At 63.8% G+C, this 15790-nt stretch carries 13 protein-coding genes, 1 tRNA gene and 1 riboswitch; of the genes, 7 read left to right on the forward strand and 7 right to left on the reverse strand.

Going from position 1 to position 15790, the window contains the following annotated elements; all coding sequences use genetic code 11:
* The first annotated feature begins 59 nt into the window (after window positions 1–59).
* Window positions 60–413 (forward strand): zinc ribbon domain-containing protein YjdM, encoded by a 354-nt coding sequence (locus Q9R02_RS00935; protein WP_305994761.1) that lies wholly within the window; start codon window positions 60–62, stop codon window positions 411–413.
* 163 nt (window positions 414–576) lie between these two features.
* Entirely contained in the window at window positions 577–2016 is a 1440-nt protein-coding gene (locus Q9R02_RS00940) for a sugar porter family MFS transporter (RefSeq protein ID WP_305994762.1), read from the forward strand.
* Window positions 2017–2074: 58 nt separating this feature from the next.
* Here the strand turns inward: Q9R02_RS00940 and Q9R02_RS00945 are convergent, their stop codons facing one another.
* On the reverse strand, window positions 2075–2956 hold the full coding sequence (locus tag Q9R02_RS00945; protein ID WP_305994763.1) for a glycosyltransferase family 87 protein: 882 nt from the start codon (window positions 2954–2956) through the stop codon (window positions 2075–2077).
* A 201-nt stretch (window positions 2957–3157) separates the two neighbouring features.
* Between Q9R02_RS00945 and Q9R02_RS00950 the strand changes: the two genes are divergently transcribed.
* Window positions 3158–3230, forward strand: a tRNA-Ala gene (locus Q9R02_RS00950).
* A 305-nt stretch (window positions 3231–3535) separates the two neighbouring features.
* Window positions 3536–3919, forward strand: coding sequence for an HNH endonuclease (locus tag Q9R02_RS16450; protein WP_367575460.1), 384 nt, complete (start codon window positions 3536–3538; stop codon window positions 3917–3919).
* Between the two features lie 730 nt (window positions 3920–4649).
* Here the strand turns inward: Q9R02_RS16450 and Q9R02_RS00955 are convergent.
* Both Q9R02_RS00955 and Q9R02_RS00960 read right to left on the reverse strand, forming a co-directional pair.
* The gene (locus tag Q9R02_RS00955) at window positions 4650–5264 is read right to left on the reverse strand and encodes a hypothetical protein (protein WP_305994764.1); all 615 of its coding nucleotides are present in this window, start codon (window positions 5262–5264) and stop codon (window positions 4650–4652) included.
* Window positions 5265–5483: 219 nt separating this feature from the next.
* Window positions 5484–5972: a hypothetical protein gene (locus Q9R02_RS00960; protein WP_305994765.1), complete on the reverse strand. Its 489-nt coding sequence runs from the start codon at window positions 5970–5972 to the stop codon at window positions 5484–5486.
* 642 nt (window positions 5973–6614) lie between these two features.
* On the opposite strand from Q9R02_RS00960, the gene Q9R02_RS00965 reads away from it, so the two are divergent.
* A complete protein-coding gene (locus Q9R02_RS00965; RefSeq protein ID WP_305994766.1) occupies window positions 6615–7037 on the forward strand; it encodes a hypothetical protein in 423 nt (140 codons plus the stop codon).
* Window positions 7038–7927: 890 nt separating this feature from the next.
* On the opposite strand, the gene Q9R02_RS00970 is transcribed toward Q9R02_RS00965, so the two are convergent.
* The 3 genes from Q9R02_RS00970 to Q9R02_RS00980 all read right to left on the reverse strand — a co-directional run bounded on the left by Q9R02_RS00970 (window position 7928) and on the right by Q9R02_RS00980 (window position 10553).
* Window positions 7928–8356, reverse strand: coding sequence for a hypothetical protein (locus tag Q9R02_RS00970; RefSeq protein WP_305994767.1), 429 nt, complete (start codon window positions 8354–8356; stop codon window positions 7928–7930).
* A gap of 165 nt (window positions 8357–8521) precedes the next feature.
* Window positions 8522–8821: a protease inhibitor I42 family protein gene (locus Q9R02_RS00975; protein ID WP_305994768.1), complete on the reverse strand. Its 300-nt coding sequence runs from the start codon at window positions 8819–8821 to the stop codon at window positions 8522–8524.
* Window positions 8822–8861: 40 nt separating this feature from the next.
* On the reverse strand, window positions 8862–10553 hold the full coding sequence (locus Q9R02_RS00980; RefSeq protein WP_305994769.1) for a DUF8189 domain-containing protein: 1692 nt from the start codon (window positions 10551–10553) through the stop codon (window positions 8862–8864).
* A gap of 1210 nt (window positions 10554–11763) precedes the next feature.
* On the opposite strand from Q9R02_RS00980, the gene Q9R02_RS00985 reads away from it, so the two are divergent.
* Both Q9R02_RS00985 and Q9R02_RS00990 read left to right on the forward strand, forming a co-directional pair.
* Window positions 11764–13227 (forward strand): NCS1 family nucleobase:cation symporter-1, encoded by a 1464-nt coding sequence (locus Q9R02_RS00985; protein WP_305995306.1) that lies wholly within the window; start codon window positions 11764–11766, stop codon window positions 13225–13227.
* A gap of 138 nt (window positions 13228–13365) precedes the next feature.
* Window positions 13366–14982, forward strand: coding sequence for an MFS transporter (locus Q9R02_RS00990; protein WP_305994770.1), 1617 nt, complete (start codon window positions 13366–13368; stop codon window positions 14980–14982).
* Here the strand turns inward: Q9R02_RS00990 and Q9R02_RS00995 are convergent.
* On the reverse strand, window positions 14976–15479 hold the full coding sequence (locus tag Q9R02_RS00995; protein ID WP_305994771.1) for a hypothetical protein: 504 nt from the start codon (window positions 15477–15479) through the stop codon (window positions 14976–14978). The two genes, Q9R02_RS00990 and Q9R02_RS00995, sit on opposite strands and share 7 nt — an antisense overlap.
* A gap of 135 nt (window positions 15480–15614) precedes the next feature.
* Window positions 15615–15785, forward strand: a riboswitch (M-box (ykoK) riboswitch).
* Window positions 15786–15790: the final 5 nt, after the last annotated feature.

Genomic DNA, 15790 nt, shown 5'->3' on the forward strand with positions numbered 1-15790 from the left:
AGTGTCCGGCCAAGCGTTTTTCTCAACGAATGTGACTGGAGACCCATAAAATCTGAAGTATGTCTGAAACTCTGCCTCCGTGCCCCGAATGCTCCAGTGCCTACACCTACGAGATGGGCGCCCTGCTCGTCTGCCCCGAATGCGGTCATGAATGGGAGGCCGCCGCCGAGCCGGACGGCGTGTCCGCCGACGACGGTGTGATCCGGGATGCCGTGGGGAACATCCTGGCGGACGGGGATTCGGTGACGATCGTGAAGACCATGAAGGTCAAGGGCAGCCCGACGCCGTTGAAGGCCGGGACGAAGGTCCGCAACATCCGCCTGGTGCCGGGCGTGGGCGACCACGACATCGACGCCAAGGTGGACGGTTTCGGCCCCATGCAGCTGAAGTCCAGCGTGGTCAAGAAGGCCTGACCGCCCGGGCGGCCGCGCGCCGTCGTCGCTGGCCAGAGGTATTTTCCTCGGCGAGTCCCTTGTGCCGCCCGCCGTGCGGGTGTTGGGTGGAGACTAGTGCGGGCCACGGGGCCAGGGCGGCTCTGAAGTCCGTTTCGTCAAGCGGAGCGAAGGAGCATGTGTCATGGCACCACACGGCGGAGGGGACGCCTCCGGAACCGCATCCATCTACACGGACGACGGCGCGGCGGGGCCTGCGGGAGCGGTGGTCAAAGTCGCCGTCGTGGCGGCCCTGGGCGGCTTCCTGTTCGGGTACGACAGCGCCGTGATCAATGGGGCGGTCTCCGCGGTGGAGTCGACGTTCACCGTGGATCCCGTTTCACTCGGCTTCGCGGTGGCGTCCGCACTGATCGGTGCCGCGGCCGGTTCGCTGCTGGCAGGGACGATCGCAGACCGCCTCGGCCGGCTGTCCGTCATGCGGATCGCCGCCGTGTTCTTCCTGCTCTCGGCGCTGGGCGCCGCCTTCGCGCCGGCGCTGGGTGTGCTGGTGGTGTTCCGCATCATCGGTGGCCTGGGTGTCGGCATGGCGAGTGTGATCGCACCCGCGTACATCGCCGAGGTGTCGCCCGCCCATATCCGCGGGCGGCTGGCGTCGCTGCAGCAGCTGGCGATCGTGACCGGCATCTTCATCTCGCTGCTGGTGGACTTCCTCCTGGCGACGGCCGCGGGAGGCTCGGGCGCGATGCTCGGCGGCATGGAGGCCTGGCGGTGGATGTTCCTGGCCATGGCGGTGCCGTCGCTCGTGTACGGGGGCCTGTCCTTGACCATTCCCGAGTCGCCGCGCTATCTGATCTCGAAGCACAAAGTCAGCGAGGCAACGGTCATTCTGAAGAGGCTGACGGGTGGGATCGACGTGGGAGCCACCGTGGCGCGGATCCAGCAGTCGGTGGAGCGGGACACGGCGCCGTCCTGGCATGATCTGAAGAATCCGGGCGGAAGGATCGCCGGGATCGTGTGGGTGGGCCTGTTGCTGTCCGTCTTCCAGCAGTTCGTGGGCATCAACGTGATCTTCTACTACTCGAATGTTCTGTGGGAGGCCGTGGGCTTCAAGGAGGACCAGGCGTTCGTCATCACCGTCATCAGTGCGACGATCAACATCCTCACCACGCTCGTGGCGATCGCGACGGTGGACCGCTTCGGCCGTAAGCCGCTGCTGATCATCGGCTCGATCGGCATGACGGTCACGCTGGCCACCATGGCCGTCATCTTCGGCACGGCGCCCGTGGTGAACGGGGCGCCGGAGCTCAGTGGGGCGGCGGGCCCGATCGCGCTGGTGGCGGCCAATCTGTTCGTGGTGGCGTTCGGCATGTCCTGGGGCCCGGTGGTGTGGGTGCTGCTGGGGGAGATCTTCCCCAACCGCATGCGGGCCGCCGCCTTGTCCCTGGCCGCCGGAGCACAGTGGGTGGCGAACTGGGTGATCACGGTGTCCTTCCCGGGGCTGAAGGACGTGTCCCTGGCGCTGGCGTACGGGCTGTACGCGGCGTTCGCGCTGCTGTCTCTGTTGTTCGTGATGCGGTTCGTGCACGAGACCAAGGGCAAGACGCTGGAGGACATGAAGGCGTAGTGGCCGAAGCTTGCTCGGGGGCCGCATGGGCCGGCCCCGGAGCTTGTGTCCTGGGTGGTCAGGCGCGAGGAGCAGAGCCGGCGGACGAAGGCGCGGACGCTGGGGCCTTTGCGGGGGTGGCCTTCAGGAGCCGGGGAACGGCGAGGAGCGGGGTCCACGGGACCAAGGTGAAGAGGACCGGGGTCGCCAGGCACATTGCGACGGGGATCAGGGCCGGCCAGTTCTTCCGGGCCGCCATGACCACCAAGGCGACCGACGCCAGGCAACGGAGCACGAAGCTCCACGACGGGTCAGGTGTATTTCCCTGATTGGTGATCAGGAAGCCGATCCACGCTCGCCACGTGTCTCCGTCGATCAGGAAGCCGATGCCGACGATCGCCGCAACGGTGCCTGCTCCTATGCTGAACCGCTTCCACTCGCCGCGCGCTGCGAACCACACGAGGCCGACGCCGGTGGTGACCTTGGTGAGCGCGGCCCAGGCGAACGCCCAGGGGTGGCGAAGCCCGATGACCGCGACGAGTGCCAGGAACACCCAGATGTTCCCCACGACCAGGTCGAGGAGGCCGGAGATACCGATCGGCACGGCCCACTGCCACTTCAAGGGGCGGACCAGCCAATAGATGATGGCAGCCCCGATGAGCACCCAGAGGGCGCAGAACACCGGCCAGGGGAGCCAGGTGAGCGGGCGGATCAGCATCAGGAAAAATGGCGAGTACAGGAAGGCGTCCCGCGTGCCGGGAGGCCGTCCGTAGGGGTCCGTGGACTGAGCGGCCAGCCAGTATGCATGTGAGTCCTGACCGGGCTCGCCGCCCATGACAAAGAACTTCACCGCGGTCGCAATGACTGCCACTGCAAGGATCCAGAATCCGATGGGCGCGAAGCGTGTCAGCAGCGGGAATTTCGCTGCGAAGACCTCCACGACATCAGGAGTGTGATTCATTTCGGACTCTGTGCGTCCCCCCATTGGCACCATGGGTCGATTCTCGCATCGGAGAAGGCCGTCGTGAACGGTCTTGAGGAACATGACAGCTGAGCGTGTGCTGGTGCATCCGGCGCCGATTTGGGGGATCGGCGCCGGATGGTCTAAGCTAGATGAGTCGCTTCGACGGGGGAACTCAGCGAAGCGATGACTTATGAATACGGGGGTATGGCGCAGTTGGTAGCGCGTCTGCATGGCATGCAGAAGGTCAGGGGTTCGAATCCCCTTACCTCCACAGATGAAGGGCCGGTCGGAAGACCGGCCCTTTGGCGTTCTTCCCGTGGGAACCGCCCGGCCTTGGCTGCACCGTGATCGGACCTTGTGAGTTGTCCCTGGCGGGGGTTTGTACGTTGAACGGTGGAACTCTGAATCGGGAGATGCATGGTGACTGGCTTGTCCCGTGACCTGAATTCTTCAGGTGGGTCCTGGACGGGGTGCCTCTTGTGTTTTGCTTCGCTGTGGAGGTAAACAAGGCGGGTGGGGATGTTCGTGGGGGATCTCTGGCAGTCGCTCATACTGCCGAACTTCGGTTGGCTGATTATGGCGCTGGCCGCTATTGCCGTCTTGCTGTGTCCAAGTCCAGGTCGGGGGCCACGGTCTTCGGCGCGGGATCCGTGGCGAACCTTCAGATTCGGTCCGCGGGCCGAAGTGATTCGTCGCGCGGGCGGGCGATGCGAAGCCCCGGTGTTGCTTGTCTGGGGGAGATGCCACGAAGCCGCCGTAGAAGTGGATCACGTCTATCCGTGGTCCAAGGGTGGGCCGACCATTGTGAGTAACGCTCAGGCCTTGTGCAGGGGCCACAACCGTCGCAAGGGTGCAGTGACACCACCTTGGTGGTATGTGGCCGGCCTCGAGCGGAGGCGCCGCAAGTATTTCCCGGCTGCGGGATCGGTGCGAGTCAGTTGCGCTCCGGTTTCCGACTGACCGGGTGGAATTCGTATGTTGAGGACCCTGTCAGCAGCAGGAGCGGCATCGTTGGCAAACGCGACGTTCGGTCACGATACCTGCCGCGGATACCTCTGTGACAGAGAGCGCCGACAGCTAGGAACTCTGGGGGAAATTGCAGGTGCCAGCATTGGCTGACAATGGCGGGGTGTTCAGGAGGCACAGGTGGCTTTGGCTCTTGGTTGTTATGCCTGTACCGCTTGGCTGGGCTTGGGGTCTTGTGGCAATGGCAAGTATTACCGTCTGCGGTTTCAATAGCTGCCGAGCCTCGAGATCGGGGATCAACGTCGGTGGCCCGCTGATGGAATTGATTGGTGCGGTCGCAATAGTGTGTACCCCACTTGCCCTGGTGCCATGGATCCGGAAGCCCTGGCTGAGGACGGTCCTCGCTCTCTTCATTGCGATCGTGCTCGTCGGCGGCGCGTTTGGGACGCTCATGTGGGAGAACCGATAGGCCGGGTGTGACGTCCAAGGACAGCGGGGGTTAGCCGACGAATCGACTCGGTGAGCGCTTGGAACGAGGGGCGCGGGGGTTCGAATAAGTTCTCAGAATCTCCACGGATGAAGGGCCGGTCGGAAGACCGGCCCTTCGGCGTTTCCGGCGTGATCTATAGGAGCCTATCGATGCGGGGCAGGGGGCCGTGACGTGCGTAACCACGGCAAGGTGACTGCGCACACGATCGCGGTCCGGAGTAGGTGACGGCCAGGCTCATTTCTGGAGGGGCCGGTCCGGTGGGCCAGGCCGACGGGTGGACCTCGCAGGCGGACTGCAGCTGTGGGACGAGAAGAATGAGATGATCAGCCACCCTGTAAGTGCGAGTCCGTAGTCGGGTTCAAGCTGGTCGTACGATACGCCGTCTACGACACCTGCTTCTCGGTGCCCAGCCGCGAACGAGACTGCGAGAACGGTGAATCCGACGAGGACTCCGAGAAACCCGAGGTACCAGTGCTTGACCCACCACCGTCGTACAGGTGGGATCAACCTCAGCGGTAGACCCAGGACTGCCGTAACCGATAGCGTCACCGCGGGAACGAACGCGAGGGCGAGAGCCCAGGTGATGAATGAAGCCGCACCGTCGTAGGTGATGACGATACCGGTCAGGATGAATATTCCCACAGCGAGGAGCACCGCATATCCGATCATCATCTGGCGGACGACGGAGATCGCATTCCCCTGCTCTTTTCGGCGGCGGCCATAGCCGACAATTCCTGTCGGTGGATGTGAGGGGACAGGGCCGCCGCCTGACATCGGATGGTTCTCCATCGTGAACATCGCCTTCCCCAAAGCTGCCTGGATTGTCGTCTTTTCTGTGAAGAATGGCACGCGCATCGCAGGGTGGACAACACCAACGATATTGCGGGCGCCGGAGGCCTATCCAGCAGGCGGGATGATGGTTTTAGGCATGACATTGTGAGAAGACCGGAGGCTCACGCGCACGCATGGAATTTCGCTTCTCCTGAGACCCGCAATTTGGGGCAGCGTGATGTGCTGGCTCTGTCTGGGAATCCCGTGCTCCTTGAGACCCCATATTATATCCGCCGTTCAGGTCCAGACTTCGAGTAGATTTTCAGTAGATTCGCAGATGAATGGCACGTCGAAAGGCGTGCTCTTGGCGCTTCGCTGGGACTCATTTCCGAGTTTTGTCCTTGCGATGCGACCGGCGAAGACGAACTGAAATTCGAGGATGACGATGCGGCAGAAATTGATCCTAGGCAGCGTACCAACGTCCTGAGCCAGTTCATTGTGGTCCTTGTCGTGGTTCGGGTCCGGGCATAGCCTTGCTGAGGTAGCGGCCTGCGGGAGGGCTGCTTGCTGAGGGGGTGAGTGAGAACAGTGTTCTCCGGTTCGGTCAACGCAATGCAGGCTGAACAGATCGTGGAGGACCCGCCCCTGAGCCTCCTGGTGTTTGCTGGAGTACTCGCCATCGCGTTTGTCATCAGTGCCTTCACTGTGGTCCGCAGCAATGTCCGGAATCGCCCCGCGCGGGCGGTCTACAAGAATGAAGACGATGTATACGTCAGGCGCGTTCATGCGGCCTTCTGGGTCACGTTCCCCTACTGGACTTCTTTGAATGGGTGGACGTACTTGGAAGTGAGGGAGACCACCCTTCGGGTTGGCCAACCGATGATGGGGAGGGTATTGGGATCAGAACGGATCTTCTTTACGAAGGACTGTGAAATCTGGATCGTTCAACGCCTGGATAGTCTCCGGCCGGAACCACATATTCTGATCCGGGCGAAGCACGGCCCGGGTATGGCTCTGGTCGCGATTAGACCTGAAGCCAACATGTACGTCGTGTTCGACATCCTCGTGAAGGCCGGTGCTAAGCCCGTCGCGCCCCCTGTCGACGGGTGGCGTATTCCATAGCCGACGCGAGGCGATGGGCACAAGTGCCCGGTCGACCGGTGGTCGATCTGGCATGCCTGGTGGCCGTCCGGGATATTCGAGACGTCACGATATCCGCAGCCGGTTGTCGCGGCCTCTGCGCCTCGGGCGATGAGGAAGTGAAATTCGCCGCTGCTGGAGTTATCGATCGGGCCGAGTGATCGGTGGCGGTAGAATCGGTCGGAGGGCAAGCAGAGCCTCTGCTTACTCCGGAGGTTGATCAAGGACCCGGTCCGGCCGGTCCGTCCGACGAACACTCAAACGCATGATCTTGTCAGGTGAGACTCAATGGCGATCGTCAGCTGGGGGAAGCGCAGAGTTCTTGCAACGATCCTCGTCGCCAGCGTTGCCTTGGTCTTGCTGGCAGCCGTCGGTGTCGTCGTTGCCGGGACTCTCTTGAGGCCCCGTAAGATTCCACCATTTGAGCTCGTCAACGATACAGCTTCCCCCGTCCTGGTTTCGAGGTGCTCGCAAGACAAGGCCCCTGCCCCGTTCGAAATCTCGCCTGGGTCTCGGCTGCAGTTTCGCAACGCCTGGCTGACTCCCGACGATGAAGGCTATGCCTGCTATCTCCACATCGGCGATCGTTCATTGGGCGCATGCCTGATCATGCCGACAGGTGGTCGAACCGATTTCTCGTATCGTGCGTCGGCGGCGGACCCGGGCACATCGGAGAAGGACTGCATGGCGCTGACCGCTCCGCATCTGTGAACTCCAGGACCCCTGTTCCATCGACGGAAATGGGACCAATGTGGCCCCGCGGAAGCGTGCACAAAATTCTCCCCTAATAACAGCACTTCGTGGGTGTCCTTGGCGGTCCAGCCCGGATAAGGTCGTGCGGTACGGCACAAAATCAATCGTGTTCCAGTTCTTGCTGAGAGCGGAGACCAGATGATACCCCTCGCGCCTGCACTGTTCGGACTTTGCGTGCTGCTGATGTCCTGGCTCCTATACTCATGTCGGAAGTGGCTCGCCAAGGTCGGATCGACCGACTATTACGGCCAACCGATTGAGTCTGGATTTCGCTCATATAGGAATTCGCTGAGGACGATAGTGATCGGAGCCCTGGTCGTGGCGGGCCTTGGTACAGTTTTTCTTGCTATCGCATTCCTCCTGGCAATCGTCAATTAGACGGAGTGTCAACGACCCTACGTTCTGCCCATCGACGGCCGGTAGATGTGCCCGCTGATAGCATGTGAAACTGCCCGCGGTGGCCAACAGATCCGCTCACAGATTGCTTCGGCGGGGCCCATATGTCACATACGGACGGTGCGGGGGCGCTAATTAAGTGGCTCGACGCGGCATGCGTTGGCAGGGTCAGGGAACTACTTGAGATGACTCATCTGTCGATTGAGCGGATCACGCAGCTCTACAGGGTCGGCACATCGGTCACCTTGTGCGAGCATCTCCGTCGCACGGTGAGAGCGACACCGAGCGCGTACAAGCGGTCCTTTGACCTCCGGACCCCGGGACTGCAACGCGGTTCCTCAGGGAACGTCCATAACGATATCTCCTGCGCCTGCGCCTGCGTCTCAACTCCGGCTTGGGCATCCGTAGTAATTCGACGGTGCCAGGTCCGGACCACGCAGCATTCAGCGGGGTCAGCAGTACCGGTTTTCTGCCCCGACTTCGTAGGCGGAGGAGGGCCAGGGCGAGATATTGGCGGAAGCTTCGACACAGATACCTCTGCCATAGAGGGAGACCGGCCCGGCGTAGTAAGCGTATGTTCCTGAGTCGGAGGCGATGCCTTGGCGGCCCACGTAGTTCAGGGTGACGGAGGTGAAGAGCGGCTTGCCCCACGTTGAGCCGTAGTGCACTGTGCGCGCACAGTTGTACCCGGTGGTGGAGTTGTAATAGACGTCCAGATACGCATAGGTCGTGCCGTTCAAGGACAGCGGATTGTGACCGACCAAGGTGCCGGAGCAGGTTCCGGTCGCAGCTTCGGCGCCAGTAGCGCTCACGGCGCCGAAGGAGCCGGCAAGAGCGAGTGCCGCGCCTGCGGCGAACAACTTCACGACTTTGCGTTTCATGATTTCCCTGCCAATCCTGTGACGGCCTGCCACCGAGTAGTTGCCTGCAGGATACAAGCCTCATGGCCCAGCGCCTAGGTTCGAACAAGTTCTCAGAAGCTCCACAAGATGAAGGGCCGGTCGGAAGACCGGCCCTTCGGCGTTGAACGGGGGATACGTACCGGATCAGGCGACGACGACGGTGAAGGTCCGGCTGTCGATAGGCTCTGATTCCCAGGCTCTTTTGAGCTCGAACCGGATTTCAGTCTCTCCCGTGTGCTTGGCCATGAACGTGAACTTCTGACTGCTGCTGGACCCTACTGCGGCCGGAAGCCCGGCCGCAGTGGTTCCGGCAGCGGGGGGTGCCACATGCTCTTCGACCAGTTCGACGGCGTCGGGAACCTGCACCACTGACCATTGGTAGCCAGTGGACGGGTTCGCCGGCAATTCGACGGCGAAGAGCTCACCACTCTCGACAGTGATCACGTGCGCCGGCTCATCCCCTCTTCAGACGATTCCGTTCCTGTCACGCCCACCACTTGTGATACATCGACGAGTCGGTCCCTTCGACGAAGCAGTCCAGGCGCCCGGAAGCCCATGAACTGACGCCGACGCCGGAGGAAAGCGTGCCTCCCAGGTTCTCCTCCCCGCTCCACGCGTTGTCCCACCACTTGTGCATCATGGCGAAGGTGGAACCGGGGTAGAAGATGTCGATCCGGTTCGGTCCCCAGGATACTGCCGCCGGGTCGCCGCCGACATAGCCACCGAGGTTCTCCCAGCCGCTCCATCCGGCGCCCGCCCACCACTGGTGGTACAGCTGACTGTCGGTGCCTTTGACGAAGGTGTCCAGCCGGTTCGCCGACCACGAAGCCGCCGCCGGAGCCGAGTCAAGGACTCCTCCGAGGCTTTCCCAACCGCCCCAGTGGGTGCCGTCCCACCAGAGGTGCCACATGGCCGAGTCCATCCCGCGGGCGAAGACGTCGATGCGGTTCGGACCCCAGGAGACCGCGGCCGGATCAGACGACAGCATTCCGCCCAGGGCCTCCCAGCCACTCCACGTCCCGTTGAACCACTTGTGGTACAGCTGATGGTCGGTGCCGACCACGAAGGTGTCCAAGCGGCCGGATCCCCACGAACAGATCGCAGGGCCGCTCTGGCAGCTTCCGCCCAGCGACTCCCAGCCGTTCCACGCAGAGCCGTCCCACCATCGGTGCCACATGGCGGAATCCGTTCCGCGCGCCACCACGTCGATCCGGTTCGCCCCCCAGGAGACTGCTGACGGCTTCGAAGTGATCGTGCCGCCAAGCCCCTCCCAGCCGTGCCATGACGGAGCCGCCGGGACGATGATGCCCTGCGCCGTGGCCCACGCGTAGGTGTCGAAGTTGCACTGGCCGTACCCGATCTTGAAGAATCCGGCCATACCCCAGCCGGTGCCCCAGGAGTTCTTGGCGATCCAGCACTGCTCCGAGTCGGAGTACCCGATCACTTCGACGCAGTGCCCGCCCCGCAGGGTCCCGCTCTGGTAGGTGTAGACGCCACTTGAGTAGTGGTAGAAATCATCGTAGACATCGAAGCAGGCCGCCATCGGCCCGTGATCGTTCAGATACTGCTTGCGGGCCGCCAGGTCGGTGATGAGCCCATGGCTGGTGATTGAGACCTGGGTGCTCGCGCGATTGGGAGTCGGCCGTACGTAGGCCTTCCACAACGACGTCGCCGGGTCGATCACAGGAGGATTGTCGAATGCGCTCATGTACCCCAGTGCGCCTTCGCTGACTTCTCCCCGGGCCTGCAGCTGGGCCATGCAGGAATCCGTGTCCCAGCCGGCACATGACGGCCCATGGCTTGAATTGAAATGCGAGTCCGCCTCTGAAAGGTCGAGCAGTTGGCCAAGCTCGATCGAGGCCATGGATTCCACGACTGCCGTGCACCCGAATGAGACGCAGGACCCGCAGTATTTCTGGTCCGTGACTGCGGTGACGTGATTTCCGTTGTTGTTTCTCCAATCCAGTTCCGTGGCGACTCCGGCCGGCAGCGGTGCGCTGAAGTCGTGCTTAATTCCTGATTCCCTGAGCGCGATGTCAGAAGGTGTGAAGATGACGCCCAACAGAGCCGACTTGTCTTCGTCACTGAACTGGGACTGAGGGGTGTCGCGTGCAATCCATTTTGCATTCGTCTGTTTGAGAGCAACGGTGAGTGCGGATGTTTCCAACTTGGCCATTGTGATTCGCTCCTACGCGAATGCGGCCTTCCTCCACTGTGGAAGACCGCAGATCTGGTGCCAAAGGAGAGTGGTTGGGTGGGAGGAGTACGCCCTATGGGCGACCGAACTCCCCGTGGCCGCCCAACCCGCAACACTAAAATGCTAGGAGCGGGGAGAACGCCGGTCAAGATGATCCGGAGTGAAGCCGACTATCACTTGACTCATATGTAACCCTGCCCGGTTCTGATTGACCGGAACCGAACGCATGGCGGTCACGGCGCCTGCGGGTTCTTGCTCGCTGTCGTTGAGAATCGTGCCCCTGGCCTGGCCGTTTTCTCTATTCTTTGGAATGTGGATAGTTGCGGCCGGGGAACCTTGCCGTGAAATTAATTCCACGGTTTCGACCGGTATTCGCGAAGTATTCGGGGTTGTCCCAGAATCCGAGCACCTACTTCTTTCCTGCCTGTCCTTATCCCGGGGCGGCTCTCGTACTCACAGGGATCGCAACGTCGGCTCTTGTCCCTCATCGGGTCGGTTCGGCTTTCAAAATGCATCAGCATCTGCGGGTTCGGGAACTGCAGGGGACCAGCGGGCGGGACCAGCCTGGATATCGGTGGACCTCCGGCGGAACACATCAGTGCCGCTCTCGTCATCGCCGTGCCACTGGCGATCGTGCCCTGGATTCCGCGGACACGGATCCGAGCGGTGGCTTCGGGCCTCCTGGCCGTGGCTCTCGCCGCATGAAGGGCCCGGCCCGGATGCCCGGCAGCGTGGCAGGCTCCGTGGTGCGCGAAGTCCCGTGCGACGTCTGCATCGCGGGCACCACCGTACAGTCCTCACCGCTTCCGGATCAGGCCCCCATGGCCGACGATGGGGGCCTTTTCGTGTCTCCGAATCCCGCTTCATTGAACTGCGACGATGCCGCGGCACAGGGAGTGCGGCATCCCCGTATCGCGGCAAATATGACAGTGAGCACCCGAATCGCATTGACCGCCTGTGATCTTCGCCATACGATTATTCCACACTTCAATAAAAGAGTTCCACATTATGGAAGGCGTCCCAATGGGGGGATGCTGACCGACGGGTGTGGAACCGTCAGCATCGAAATGGAGCACCCTTGCAGACGAACCCCACCCCGGCGGAGCGCAGTACCGCCCAGAGTCCGGCACCTGCGGCCGGCGGTCATATTCACCTTCATGAGGCCGAATTCGCCGGCGATCTTCCCGGTCTGTCCCGGGCCGCCGGTGTTGAACTCAGTGAGCATCTGTACAACAAGGATCTGGCCCCGACGCGTAGGGCCGGGCGTACCTGGTCCGCGTACAGCATTTTCACTTTGTGGGCCAATGATGTGCATTCGCTGGGTAATTACGCGTTCGCGGTGGGCCTGTTCGCCCTGGGGATGGGGGCGTGGCAGATCCTGTTGGCCCTGGGGGTCGGTGCCGTGCTGTTGTTCTTGTTGCTGAACTTCTCCGGGTTCATGGGGCAGAAGACGGGTCTGCCGTTCCCGGTGATGAGCCGGATCAGTTTCGGTATCCGGGGGGCTCAGATCTCCAGTCTGATCCGTGGCGCGGTCGCGGTGGCCTGGTTCGGCATCCAGACCTACCTGGCCAGTGTGATTCTGCGGATCATGCTGATCAAGCTCATCCCGGGCCTGGCCCCGATGGACCAGAACTCCATCCTGGGCCTGTCCTCCCTGGGCTGGATCGCGTTCGGTGCGTTGTGGATCATCCAGCTGATCATCGTCAGCTACGGGATGGAGATGATCCGCAAGTACGAGGCCTTCGCCGGTCCCGTGATCCTGGTGACCATGGCGGCCCTGGCGATCTGGGTGTTCGTCCAGGCCGGGGGCAGCATCCAGGTTCAGGGCATCAAGCCGATGAGCACCGGGGAGATGTGGCGCAACGTTTTCGCCGGCGGGGCCCTGTGGGTGTCCATCTACGGCACGTTCGTGCTGAACTTCTGTGACTTCACCCGGAACGCCACCACCCGTAAGTCGATCGTGAAGGGCAATTTCTGGGGCATCCCGATCAACATGCTCCTCTTCGGCGCCATCACCGTGGTCCTGGCCGGGGGCCAGTTCAAGATCAACGGCAAGCTGATCTCCTCGCCCTCGGATGTGGTGCAGCTGATCCCCAACACCGTCCTGCTCGTGGCCGCCTGCCTGGCCCTGCTGGTCCTGACCGTCGCGGTGAACCTGATGGCGAACTTCGTCGCCCCGGTCTACGCCCTGACGAACCTGTTCCCCAAGCACCTGGACTTCCGCCGGGCCGCCTGGGTCTCCGGGACCATCGGGCTGATCATCCTGCCCTGGAACCTGTACAACAACCCGATCGTGATCGTGTACTTCCTCGGCGGCCTGGGCGCCCTCCTCGGCCCCCTGTTCGGGGTCATCATGGCCGATTACTGGCTGGTGCGCCGCGGCCGGGTCGAGGTGACCAAGCTCTACACCCAGGACCCCACCGCCCCGTACTTCTACCGCAAGGGCTTCAACCCCAAGGCCGTCACGGCCCTGCTCATCGCCGCCGCCGTGGCCCTGACCATCGCCTTCGTCCCCGCCCTGGAAGAAGTCGCCCCGTTCGCCTGGTTCTTCGGCGCCGGCGTCGCGGCCCTGGTCTACTACCTCATCGCCGAACGCGGCACCCGCTACACCGACACCGACGGCGAAACCATCGCCATCGCAAGCACCCACTAGAACACGGCAACACCGCGACGGCGGGGCACCACCATGGTGCCCCGCCGCCGGCGTCTCCCAGGGGCTGGCGTCCCGCCGGACAGGCGACGAAAATATGCTCTGTGACCGGATCCCTTCCCACCCCGGACCTCCGTCTCAGTGGCCACTGAGACGGCAGGCTCCTCCTGGGCGCCCCTCCGGCGCCCCGTCTTCCGCGCTCTGTGGCTCGCCCAGACCGGCTCGAACCTCGGCGGCTGGATGCAGACCGTCGCGGCACAGTGGTTCCTGGTCCAGGCGGGCGCCGGCTCCGCCGTCGTCGCCTGGGTGCAGGCCGCCAGCCTCCTGCCCGTCCTGTTCCTTTCGCTGATCGCCGGCGTCCTCGCCGACCGCCTGGACCGCCGCGTCTGGCTGCTCGCCATGAACGGCACGTCCGCCGTCCTGGCGCTCGTGCTCACCGTCTTGTCCTGGACCGGAGCCCTGACGGCGCCGTCGCTCCTGGTCATGACCTTCCTGCTCGGTGGCTCCGCCGCCCTCGCCATGCCGGCCTGGCAGGCCATCCAGCCCGATCTGGTCCCCCGCGAGGAGATCCAGGCCGCCGCCTCGCTCGGCAGTATCACCGTGAACGCGGCCCGCGCCGTCGGCCCCGCGATCGCCGGCCTGCTGGTCGCGGCCACCGGCCCCACGCTCGTCTTCGCCCTGAACGCCGTCTCATTCCTGGGCGTGGTGCTGCCCCTGCTCCGCTGGAAGCGGGGCCGCACGGCCGAGGCCGCCTGGCGCGAGCCCTTCGGGGACGCTCTGAGCGCCGGCATCCGGTATCTCGCGGCCGGGCCGGTGGTCCGCAGACTCCTCCTGCGCTCCTTCCTGTTCGCCCTCCCTGCCGGCGCCCTGTGGGCGCTGCTGCCGTCTGCGGCGGAGGGCCGGATGGGGCTCGACGCCGCGGGCTACGGCGTGCTGCTGGCCATGCTGGGAGTGGGGTCCATCATCGGGGCGCTGGTGATGCCCGCGCTGGCGCGGCGGTACTCTTCCTCGGCGGTGCTGGGCGCGTCGGCCGTCGTCTTCGGCCTGGGTACGGCGGCGGTGGCGTGGTGGCCGTTCGCGGTGGTCCTTCCGGTGCTGCTGGCGTCCGGCGTCGCCTGGACCGGCACGTTGACCACGCTCAACGCTGCGATGCAGCTCAGCGCGGCTCCCTGGGTACGGGCCCGTGCGATCGCCGCCTATCTCCTGATCCTCATGGGTGGCCAAGGTGTGGGAGCCTTCCTCTGGGGCGCCGTGAGCGCGGGCCCCGGCGTCGTCGCCGCGCTCACCATCGCCGCGGTCCTCCTGGCCCTGGTGGGTCTCAGCGTCGTGGTCCTGCCACTTCACCCGGCCACCGGGACTCTGGACCGCTCGATCCAGCCCTTCTGTGCCCCCGAGCCTCAGCTGCTCTTCGATCCGGATCCCACGGACGGCCCCGTGCAGATCTCCATCCGCTACCGGGTGTCCCCGGAGGGCGGCGCCGAGTTCCTGCGGTCGATGATCCAGCTCCGGGACAGCCGCCGCCGCACCGGGGCCACCGGATGGAGCCTGGTCCGGTCGGGGGAGGAGGACGGGCACTACCGCGAGGAGTTCCGGATCCGTTCCTGGGGCGAGTACCTCGCCTCGCGCACGGGGCGCTGGACAGGGCACGACGCCGCAGTGCAGGCGGCCGTCGTGGAGCTCGCGGACGTTCTGGGAGAGTCCCACGAGTTCGTCGTCCGCCTGAAGAAGCGGCGGGCGGCCGGCGGAAACAGTCAGTGAAGCTGCTGCGCCGGCATCGGCTTCAGGCGAAGCGCGATGACGGCACGGCTGATCACCAGGACGTTGAATCCGAGGCCGGCGATGGACACGCTGCCGTGAAGGCCCGCGGCCTGAATCGCGTTGATGCCGATCATGATCAGGGCGAGCCCGGCGATCACGATCGCGCCGATCAGCGGGCCCCTGGCCGTCCCCTTGCGGGCTGCCAGATTCCAGATCCCGAATCCGGTGTACAGCAGTGCTTCCACCACGTACCCGACCGCAGTGATCAGCACCTCCAGTGAGGTGTCCTCATCCAGGGTCCCTTTGTTGAGCAGCAGAGCCTGGAGCCCCGCGGCGAAGAGCGCGAAGGCTGCGAACACCAGCAGCACGACGCCGATCATCGTCCGGTGCCTGCGTGACCGTTCGGCGTCGGCCGGACTCAGCCCGGGTGCCTGTGGGGGCCAGGTGGCCGTCTGCCGCTGCCAGGGCGCCGTTCCGTACTGCTGCTGATCGCTCATCGCGTCTCCTTGAAACCGGGGGTGATCCCCACCACCCCTCCGGAGGAAATCGTAGACGGCATCGGCCGGAACGGTGCGGAGGCTCACATCACGGTGTCATCCAGTGCGTGAACCGGGTGTATTCTCAATGAGTCAGGTGCCGTTCGTTAGCTGAGGCTCCTTCATGTACACAGGCCAACGACCCTAAACGTCGAGAGACGCCACGGGTCAGGACAGGCCGCCCCGGCTTAAGGGGCTGCCCCGATTGGCTCCCTCCCAGGAGGGTCACGACATGGAGTGCCAAAGGTCTTACGAGAGAAGGGCATCCGGTC

Source organism: Arthrobacter horti, from assembly GCF_030731045.1.
GTDB lineage: Bacteria > Actinomycetota > Actinomycetes > Actinomycetales > Micrococcaceae > Arthrobacter_E > Arthrobacter_E nanjingensis.